This window comes from Streptosporangium nondiastaticum, from assembly GCF_003011965.1.
In the GTDB taxonomy this organism is placed as follows: domain Bacteria; phylum Actinomycetota; class Actinomycetes; order Streptomycetales; family Streptomycetaceae; genus Streptomyces; species Streptomyces nondiastaticus.
The window spans coordinates 21236-29232 of sequence record NZ_PXWG01000007.1 but is presented as its reverse complement, the minus strand read 5'-3'; the positions used below and the strand labels follow the sequence as shown (position 1 = coordinate 29232).

General features: G+C 72.9%; 11 protein-coding genes. 2 read left to right on the top strand and 9 right to left on the bottom strand.

Annotation, left to right across the window (positions count from 1 at the left end):
* Positions 1 to 86: 86 nt before the first annotated feature.
* The 3 genes from B7P34_RS05390 to B7P34_RS38265 form a co-directional block, all read right to left on the bottom strand.
* Entirely contained in the window at positions 87 to 476 is a 390-nt protein-coding gene (locus B7P34_RS05390) for a cupin domain-containing protein (protein WP_106674631.1), read from the bottom strand.
* A 119-nt stretch (positions 477 to 595) separates the two neighbouring features.
* A complete protein-coding gene (locus B7P34_RS36655) occupies positions 596 to 694 on the bottom strand; it encodes a hypothetical protein (RefSeq protein ID WP_223267526.1) in 99 nt (32 codons plus the stop codon).
* A 107-nt stretch (positions 695 to 801) separates the two neighbouring features.
* Positions 802 to 1074: a hypothetical protein gene (locus tag B7P34_RS38265; protein ID WP_223267525.1), complete on the bottom strand. Its 273-nt coding sequence runs from the start codon at positions 1072 to 1074 to the stop codon at positions 802 to 804.
* Between the two features lie 250 nt (positions 1075 to 1324).
* Here B7P34_RS38265 and B7P34_RS37280 point away from each other — a divergent pair, with 250 nt between their 5' ends.
* Complete coding sequence (locus tag B7P34_RS37280; protein WP_189382511.1) at positions 1325 to 1501, top strand: hypothetical protein; 177 nt, start codon at positions 1325 to 1327, stop codon at positions 1499 to 1501.
* Positions 1498 to 2511, top strand: coding sequence for a helix-turn-helix transcriptional regulator (locus B7P34_RS05380; protein WP_106674711.1), 1014 nt, complete (start codon positions 1498 to 1500; stop codon positions 2509 to 2511). Before B7P34_RS37280 ends, B7P34_RS05380 begins: the two co-directional genes overlap by 4 nt.
* An 11-nt stretch (positions 2512 to 2522) precedes the next feature.
* Here B7P34_RS05380 and B7P34_RS37275 read toward each other — a convergent pair whose 3' ends face one another.
* From B7P34_RS37275 to B7P34_RS05350, 6 genes are all read right to left on the bottom strand, one after another.
* Entirely contained in the window at positions 2523 to 3680 is a 1158-nt protein-coding gene (locus tag B7P34_RS37275) for a hypothetical protein (protein ID WP_189382489.1), read from the bottom strand.
* Positions 3681 to 3803: 123 nt separating this feature from the next.
* Positions 3804 to 3983, bottom strand: coding sequence for a hypothetical protein (locus B7P34_RS05370; protein WP_106674629.1), 180 nt, complete (start codon positions 3981 to 3983; stop codon positions 3804 to 3806).
* Between the two features lie 237 nt (positions 3984 to 4220).
* Positions 4221 to 4418 (bottom strand): hypothetical protein, encoded by a 198-nt coding sequence (locus tag B7P34_RS38260; RefSeq protein WP_223267524.1) that lies wholly within the window; start codon positions 4416 to 4418, stop codon positions 4221 to 4223.
* Between the two features lie 3 nt (positions 4419 to 4421).
* Positions 4422 to 6110 carry a PfaD family polyunsaturated fatty acid/polyketide biosynthesis protein gene (locus B7P34_RS05360; protein ID WP_106674628.1) on the bottom strand — a complete coding sequence of 563 codons (1689 nt, stop codon included), beginning with the start codon at positions 6108 to 6110 and terminating at the stop codon, positions 4422 to 4424.
* Between the two features lie 19 nt (positions 6111 to 6129).
* Positions 6130 to 7374, bottom strand: a complete 1245-nt coding sequence (locus tag B7P34_RS05355) for a cytochrome P450 (protein WP_146166736.1) — start codon at positions 7372 to 7374, stop codon at positions 6130 to 6132.
* Positions 7375 to 7659: 285 nt separating this feature from the next.
* Positions 7660 to 7893, bottom strand: a complete 234-nt coding sequence (locus tag B7P34_RS05350; RefSeq protein WP_106674626.1) for a chaplin — start codon at positions 7891 to 7893, stop codon at positions 7660 to 7662.
* Positions 7894 to 7997 lie beyond the last annotated feature (104 nt).

The following is a 7997-nucleotide window of genomic DNA, read 5'->3' as shown; positions in this document are numbered from 1 at the left end:
GGAGGGCTGCGCTCACTCGTGCGCCGGGTGAGGCGAGGGCCGGGCGGGCAGGGCGAGGACGGGCCGGGTAGAGCGAGGGCCGGGCGTCACCAGCGCCCCGCTTCGCTCCTCGCTTCGTCCGGGTTCCCTTCCGGCCACGGCGGAATCGTCACCGCGGCGGCCCGCAGACCGCCGGACCCGGCCCTGAACTGGAACGCGGTGCCGAGGGGGATGGTCAGGCAGACCCCCGGCTCCAGCGCGGTGATCTCCTCCCTGCCGCGCTGGCGCCTCCACATTTCGCCGGTTCCGGCCGTGATGAACCAGATCTCTTCGACACTGACGTGGGACACGGCCTTGGACACCTGCTGCGGCCCGAGTTCGAACTGCGCGGAGCTCGCCGTCCCGGGCAAGGAGCACAAGGGCCGGACCGTGGCGCCGTCCGGCGCGGTGACCTCGACCGCGTCGGCGATCCATGACGTTCCGAAGTCCGCTGCCATCCCGCCAGAGTACGAACCCGGCCCGCCGGGGTGAAGAGGCGGCGAACGGCCACGGAGGGGCGGCGCCGCGCGGGGCGGGCCGGCGACGTGCACCGGGCAGGCCGTGCGCGCCGCGGGTGTCAGTACGGCCCGTGGATGCAGAAGGGCTGGCCGGAGGGGTCGAGCAGGGCCGTCCAGTGCTTCCCGCCGGGCTGGTGGGCGGGCTGGGTGGCGCCCATCCGCAGCAGTCACTTCTCGGCCACGCCCACGTCGGGGAAGGAGAAGTCCATGTGGAAGGACAGAGAGCGCTTCCTTGCGTGCGTGCGGGGTGCGGACCGGCGGGCGGTCAGCGGACGACCTTGATGCCGAAGCGGCCGCCGAACTGGTGGCCCAGTCCGAAGCCGATCGCGGAGTGCATGTGCGCGTGCATCTCCATGCCGCGCGAGGCCACGAGGGGGCCGAGGTCGAGGACGTCGCTCCAGCCGTACGCCTTGAGCAGGTCGGTGGCCTGCTGCTTGGCTCCGGCGTCCTCGCCCGCGACGAACATGGTGTGGTCCCCGCCGCCGACGCTGCCCGGGTCGGCCACGGTGCTCTGCTCCTGGGTGACGAAGGACTTCACGGCCTTGGTCCGGGGCAGGGCGCGCTGGGTCCGTTCGCCGAGGCTGCCGGTGTCGCACGGGTCCAGCTTCCGCCACGGCGTTGTGGCCGTCGATGCCGTTGATCACCAGGCCGTCGGAGGCGGCCGCGGCGTCCCCGAAAGTGTGCAGGGCGACGCCGGGGCGCTCGGCGAGGAATCCGGCGAAGGGCGGGGTGCCCGTCATGTCGGGCTCCGTGCGGGCCGGCGTGGCCTCCGGGTCGCGGGTGCCGGCGTGGACCTCATGACCGAGTTCGGCGAGCTCGGCGATGTGGGCGCGGGCGCCGCCACCAGTACCGAGAACAGCAATTTTCATGGTGAATATTCCGTTTTGCTCCGTGCGGGCGGCTCCACCGTAGGGTCCTTTCAGGACAGTCAGTGTCCTTTGACACCGGCATCATGGAATTCATGACGAGCGACAAGACCGCCCGCGTGCTGCGGCTGCTGTCCCTGCTGCAGACCCGCCGTGAGTGGTCCGGCGCCGACCTCGCGGAACGCCTCTCGGTGACCGTCCGTACGGTCCGCCGCGACATCGACCGGCTGCGCGAGCTGGGCTACCCCGTCGACAGCACCCGCGGACACGCCGGCGGCTACCGCCTGGCGCCCGGCACCGGCCTGCCGCCGCTCCTCCTCGACGACGACGAAGCCGTCGCCATCGCCGTCGCCCTGCGCACCGCCACCGGCAGCGGGCTGTCCGGAGTGGAGGAGAACGCCCTGCGGGCCCTGGGCAAGCTCGAACAGGTCCTCCCCCGCCGCCTGCGCGGCCAGGTCGCCGCCCTCCAGGCGTCCCTCGCCGGCATCACCTGGGAGGAGCGGGGGCCGCGCGCCGACCCGGCCCTCCTAGCCGGCCTCGCCGTCGCCTGCCGCGACCACGAGGTCATCACCTTCGACTACACCACCCGCCACGGCAGCGCCGCCCTCCGCCGGGCGGAGCCCTGCCACTTGGTCGACTCCGGCGGCTTGTGGTACCTCCTCGCCCACGATTCCGGCAAGGACGACTGGCGCCTCTTCCGCCTCGACCGCATCAGCGACCTCACACCCACCGGCCGGCGTGTCCCGCCCCGCCCCGTACCCGGCGGCGACCCCGCCGCCTTCGTCGCGAGCCGGCTGTCCGCCGCCCCCACCCGCCACCGCGCCGTGGCCACCGTCCACGCCCCCGCCGACCGGATCCGCGCCCGCACCCGCGGCCTGGGCACCCGCCTGAAGCCCGTCGACGACCACACCTGCGTCGTCGACGTCTCCGACGACCACCTGCCCCGCATCGCGCAGACCCTCGCCGGCCTCGACGCCGACTACACCCTCGACGCCGACCCGGACGTCCTCGCCCACCTGCGCACCACCGCCCACCGCGCGTTGCGGGCCACGGCCGCCTCGCCTCCATCGCGCGAGAAGAACGCCGGCCCGCGATCCGCCGGAGGCTGAACAGGCACTGTTCACCGGGGCCTTCTCGCCCCTGCCCTCTCCAGCAGTTCGGCCACCGAGCCGGTGAAGCGAGAGCCCTCGACAATGCGGCAGCCGATCGTCCAGGCGCCGGGATCGTCTCCCAAGTGGTGATCGGCCAGCTCCGTGATCCCCCGCAGCAGCCGCATCGGCCCCTGCTCGTCCTGGCGCGTGATCACGCATTGCATCGGGTGCCGTCGCACGATGCCGGGCAGCCCCGCTGCGTCCCGCAGCACGAGGTCGGCCGGGTGCGCCGTTTCGAGGATGTCGCTGACGCCGACGCCGTCTTCGCTCACGTACGACAAGGGCACCGCGAGGGAACGATTCGGCTGCATCGGCAGGGTGCGCAGGAGGCGGAGGCCCGTGGGGCGGTCCGAGAGGAGCCGGGACCACACGAACTGGTCGGACCACTTGGTGGCCAGCAGGAGGCGTATGTCCAGCGGGCACTGCGGGTGGGAGGCGAGCCCGGCGGCCTGCCGGCGCAGCGGCTCGCTGTCGGCGTCCACGGCCCGCCGGACGGCCTCCCAGTCGATGGTGATCCACCGCTGGTCGGGCTCCGGGTCGGGCTCCGCGGCGTACGTGCTGAAGAGGTGGTCGCGGCGGCGCCGGTCGTGTACCAGGGCCTCGCGCAGGGCCCGGACGTTTCCCTCGCGCACGGACGCCTCGAAGGCCGGGCGCACGGCGTCAAGGAGCGCCCGGTCGCCTGCCTCCACGACCTGACCGAGCAGGTCGTACCGATCGCTGCGTGCCAGCAGCAGCCCGGCGGCCAGTTGCTCACCGGCGTCCAGGTGAATGCGGTCGCGCGTGTAGCCGGGTTCGGGCCAGTCGGGCAGCAGGGCGCGCAGACGCAGCAGCGGATCGTCGGCGAAGAGGAAGTCGCGGGGGAAGGGAGGACCGGGAAAGGAAATGACGGGGAAGGAAGCATCAGGGAAGGAAGCATCGGGGAAGGCCTGTTCACCTCGTCGGCGCGCCTTCTCCTCGTCCTCGGCCGCCTCCTTCGCGTATCGGCGGACGGTGCTGTTCTTCTGCCACAGTGCCTCGGGGACCGGCTCGCCGGGGGTGATCAGACGCAGTCGTGCGGCGACCTCCTTCAGCAGGCCGTACGAGCCCGCGTAGTACAGGAGTGAGGGGATTCGGTGGGCGGCAAGCATGCCGGACACCGTAGATCCACAGCCCGGCGGGGCGTCAAGCGCCCTGGCCTGCTGAGCTGGTGGCATGCGCTGAGCCCTCACCGACCACGGGTTGTGAGGGCTCAACGCATGCCGACCGAACGGTCAATCCTCCAGGTCCTCACACCCCTTGAGTTGGGCCGGGTCGTAGCCGAGCTTCAGGGCCCCGCAGAGCACCTTCGCGATTTCGCTGTCGGCTTGGGCGGGCGTGGCCACGACCACACCGCACACGGTGAGCATGATGCCCGCCGCAGCTGCGGCGACGGCACGACGAATGCTGCTCATGACGGCCTCCTGCGAATGATGATGACGGTGTCGCCGCCAGGAGAGGCGGTGCTGCAGGAGGCTCTCCGGTCGGCGGTTCCCGGAAACGGGCCTTCCGGGGACGCACAGGTGCCGGGCAAGGCGCGTCCCGCCACGCGCACCCCCGGCGTCACACCGATCCCCCGCGTCCGAGCCGCATGGGCGCGGCCGTCCCGTACGTCACCGGACGGGCGGTGTTCTTCGAGCGTGACGTGGAAGTTACTGCCCCCGAACCCGAAGCTGGAGACGCCCGCCCGCCGCGCTCTTGGCGTGGCCGATCCGGGACTTGACCGACCCGAGCGCGCACCACGGCCCGCCGTCGCGCCCGGGAGCCGCCTCGTAGACCTCGCTCAGGGCCGTGAGCACCGCCTGGTCGCCCGCCGTGGTGCCGGTTCCGTGCGCCTCGACGAGCTCCACGGTTCAGGCGAGTCGTCGGGGGCGGGGGGCGAAGGCGGCTGCAGGGACGGGGACGCCGTGGCTGCGCAGTTGGTGGGCCCGGGTGATGAGGGCCGCGCCTTCGAGGAAGTTGAGGGCGATCTGCGCGACGTCCCGCCGGTCCGGGTCGGCCAGGAAGCTGTGGGCGGCCCAGCGGTTGAAGGCTCCCATGGCGGGGCCGCACCAGATCTGGTAGTCGGCGCGGCGCGCGCTGCGGCCCGAGACCGCCCACCGGCTCGACATGCCCAGGTACCAGCGGAAGACCAGGGCCATGCGGTGGCGGGCGTCGTGCTCGGCACGCGCCGCCTGGGCGGGGTCCCGCTGCTCCCAGAACCGGCGGGTCTCGGCCCATACGGTGTCGAAGGGAGCCTGCAGCACGTCCTTCTCGACCTTCGCCCGCTGCTCGGGAGGGATGTCCTCCCAGCGGGCGTGGTCCCGGTAGAGCTGGTAGAGCCGGGCCGAGCGCGGAGCGAAGAACGTTCCCCGTCTGAGGACCTGGACCTTGACCCCGAGTTCGAACATGTCGGCCGCCGGTGCCATGGTCACGTCGGCGATGTCGGCTTGGGCGAGCATCCTCTTGGCGTCGCCCGACAGGCCCGCCTCCCGGGTGGCCTGGTTGACGGAGCCGGTGACGACGTAGGCCGCGCCGAGGGCGAAGGCCGCGGCCACGGCGGCGGGCGTGCCGAGCCCGCCCGCGGCACCGACCCGGATGACCCGGTCGTAGCCGTGCGCGGCGGTCAGTTCGTCCCGCAGGGCCAGCATGACCGGGAGGAGGACGGCGAGCGGCCGGTTGTCGGTGTGCCCGCCGCTGTCCGCCTCGACGGTGACGTCCTCTGCGACCGGCACGCGGGAGGCCAGCTCCGCCTCGGCCGCCGTCAGCCGCCCCCGCTCCACGAGGGCGCGCAGGAGCGCCGGCGGTGCGGGGGACATGAAGGGCCCGGCGACCTCGGGCCGCGACACCTTGGCGAACAGGCGGGTGCGGCGCTGGATCCGCCCGTGCGTCCCGCGGTGCAGCCCGCGGGCGGCGATGTGTACGACGGCGGGCGTCAGGGCCATGAACGCCGAGGCGGAGACGGCCGGTACGCGATGACGCAGGGCGATGTCCGCAATCCGCTCCTCCAAGGCGGGGGCGCCGGGTGAGTGGATGAGGTTGACGCCCCAGTTGGGTTTGCCCGTGAGGGTGGCGGACAGCTCGGCGACCGACCGTTCCACGCGGTCGGGGTCCAGGCCCGCCGCGCCGAAGAAGCCGAGCATGCCCGCGCGTGCCATGGCGCTGACCATGGCCACGGTCGCGATGCCGCCTGCCATCTCGCCGGCGGCGTAGGGGAAGCGCACGCCGTGCGTTTCGGCGAAGGAGCGGTCCCCCAGCCATTCCGGGCAGAGCGGGGGCAGGGTGCCCAGGAGGGGCAGCCCGGACTGCCCGGTGCCGGCCGGGCTCGTCGATCCTCCGACGGCTATGCCGAGGCCGGCCACCGCCCCGGCTCCGGCTCCGGCTGCGGTGTCACTGCCGGAGGGGGCGGCCACGATGTGGACGGGCTCCCTGATGCGGGCTGCCACGGCCAGGATCTCCGCCGGCGTGAAGGCGGGCGGCCGGCCGGCGGGGTACCAGAGCGCGGGCGGGGCGGCAGCAGCGGCGGAGGTGGAAGCGCCCCGCAGCGGGCCGGTGGTCGTCATGTCGCCGCTCCCGGGTGGTTCACTTGGTCATCCTCAGGTGATCGGCCGTGGTCAGGCGCAGCGACGTGTGGTCGACGGTGCGGGGCAGCGGGCGGCCGGGGCCGAGCCGGTGCGGCGACGAGAGCCGCCACTGCCGGCGGAGGAGTTCGGCGAGGAGCGTGGCGCTGGTGAACAGCACGATGTTCCTGCCGGGGCACTCGGCGGGACCGCGGCTGAACGGTGCGATCCCCCAGTCCGCCTCGGCCCGCCCGTCGAGCCACGCCTCGGGCTCGAAGCGGTCGGCGTAGGGCAGGCGCCGGGCGTCGCGGTGGAAGTAGGAGCTGTAGAAGAACACGGCCGTGCCCGCGGGCACGGGAGGGCCGCCCGGCCAGCGCGTCTCGACGGTGCTGTCCCGCAGGATGGCCAGGGACGTGGGCCACAGCCGCTGCGATTCCAGGACGCAGGCCCGGAGATAGCCGTGATCGGTGCGGGCCCTGGCCGCCTCGGTCCTGCGGCCCGCGAGGAGGCCGAGGGCGAGGTAGGCGCCGATCGGGGCGGCGTCGAAGGCGAAGAACCAGTGCTGCATCTGGGCCACGGGCTTGACGTCGGCCGCGGCCGGGGTGGCGCGGACCGCGCGGGCCAGGCCGCCCGGCTCGGGCAGGTCGAGGTACTTCTGCGAGCGGACGAACAGCTCCGTGCGGAGCCGGTGGCGTTTGCGGTGCAGCATGAACCAGTTGCCGTCGCCGCGCAGTTCGTCCCGCAGTTCGGTGATGCGCTCGTCGTCGCGGGCCGCGTCGCCGAACACGATCCGCCGGACGATGCGCTGGTACGCGGCGTGAAACCGCTTCCAGTCGAGGGTGTCGTGGCGGAGCAGCGGCCGCGCCTCCTGGCGGACGGCGTCGCGGAAGGCCTCGTGGAACCGGTGCTCGGGGGCGGGGTGGTCGAGCGCGGTCTCGTTGAACAGGCGCCGCGGCTTCCTGGCGGCGCCCCGGGTGATCAGCACCGCGTCCGGTTCGAAGTGGGAGAGGGCCGCCGTCTTCTCCTTGTTGGCAGCGGTGAACGCCGCACCGGTATCGCCGAGCACCCGGTGGACGTCCTCGACCGAGAGGAGGACGAGTGCCTGCCTGCCGGGCAAGGAGACCAGCACCGGTCCTGGTCCGTAGCGTTCTCTCAGCTCGTCCAGGGCCCGGCAGGCCCACGCGTTGCTGTCGAGCGCGGCCGCCACGCGGAGCGCGTACGGACGGCGGATGATGGGCCCCTGTGCGAGGGTGGGAAGCATGGCCATGGCGATCAGACGAAGGGCATCGGTCCGACGGGCTCGGGTGACTTCATGGACCATGACTGGACCTCTTCGTTCCGGCCGGCGTTGTGGAGGAGGCTGCCCGGAGGATTCGGCCCTGATGCGCGAAATGCACGGCGACAGCCTTGCGAGGTGCATCAACCGCGCGGGGGTGCGGGCCACGGCTCACCGGCAGACGAAAAGGCCGCGCGCCCGACGTGGGGCCGGAGGGCGCGCGGCCTGCCGCAGGAGCCTTCGCCCCTGCGGCCCCTCGGCGGCTGGAACCGGGGCTTACTTGTTGATCAGCGTGTTGCCCTGGCTGAGGTTGCCGACGCCGATCACGGAGATCGCGTTGCCGCCGACGTTCGGCGAGACGCGCGGGGCGACCTGGACGACGTTGCCGGCGGCCACGCCCGGGGAGTTCTGCGCGGAGCCGTCGGCCTGGTGCGCGCTCGCGACGGTCGCGCCGGCACCGAGGGCGGCAGCGGCGAGGGCGGTCACGGCGGCGGCGTTGCGAATGCTCATAGCTCTTCTCCAAAAGATGGAAGGGGGGAAGTAAGCCAGTGCAAAGGCTCTGGCAAGAACGAGTCTTGCGTAGGAAAAACTGCTGGCACTACCAACTGCCCTTA

What these genes read in the sequence shown, in the direction of transcription:
- B7P34_RS36655 (WP_223267526.1), bottom strand. Translation starts at nt 694, where the DNA reads ATGGGCGCCACCCAGCCCGCCCACCAGCCCGGCGGGAAGCACTGGACG.
- B7P34_RS05350 (WP_106674626.1), bottom strand. Translation starts at nt 7,893, where the DNA reads ATGAGCATTCGCAACGCCGCCGCCGTGACCGCCCTCGCCGCTGCCGCC.
- B7P34_RS05380 (WP_106674711.1), top strand. Translation starts at nt 1,498, where the DNA reads ATGACGAGCGACAAGACCGCCCGCGTGCTGCGGCTGCTGTCCCTGCTG.
- B7P34_RS05370 (WP_106674629.1), bottom strand. Translation starts at nt 3,983, where the DNA reads ATGAGCAGCATTCGTCGTGCCGTCGCCGCAGCTGCGGCGGGCATCATG.
- B7P34_RS05390 (WP_106674631.1), bottom strand. Translation starts at nt 476, where the DNA reads ATGGCAGCGGACTTCGGAACGTCATGGATCGCCGACGCGGTCGAGGTC.
- B7P34_RS05360 (WP_106674628.1), bottom strand. Translation starts at nt 6,110, where the DNA reads ATGACGACCACCGGCCCGCTGCGGGGCGCTTCCACCTCCGCCGCTGCT.
- B7P34_RS05355 (WP_146166736.1), bottom strand. Translation starts at nt 7,374, where the DNA reads ATGGCCATGCTTCCCACCCTCGCACAGGGGCCCATCATCCGCCGTCCG.
- B7P34_RS37275 (WP_189382489.1), bottom strand. Translation starts at nt 3,680, where the DNA reads ATGCTTGCCGCCCACCGAATCCCCTCACTCCTGTACTACGCGGGCTCG.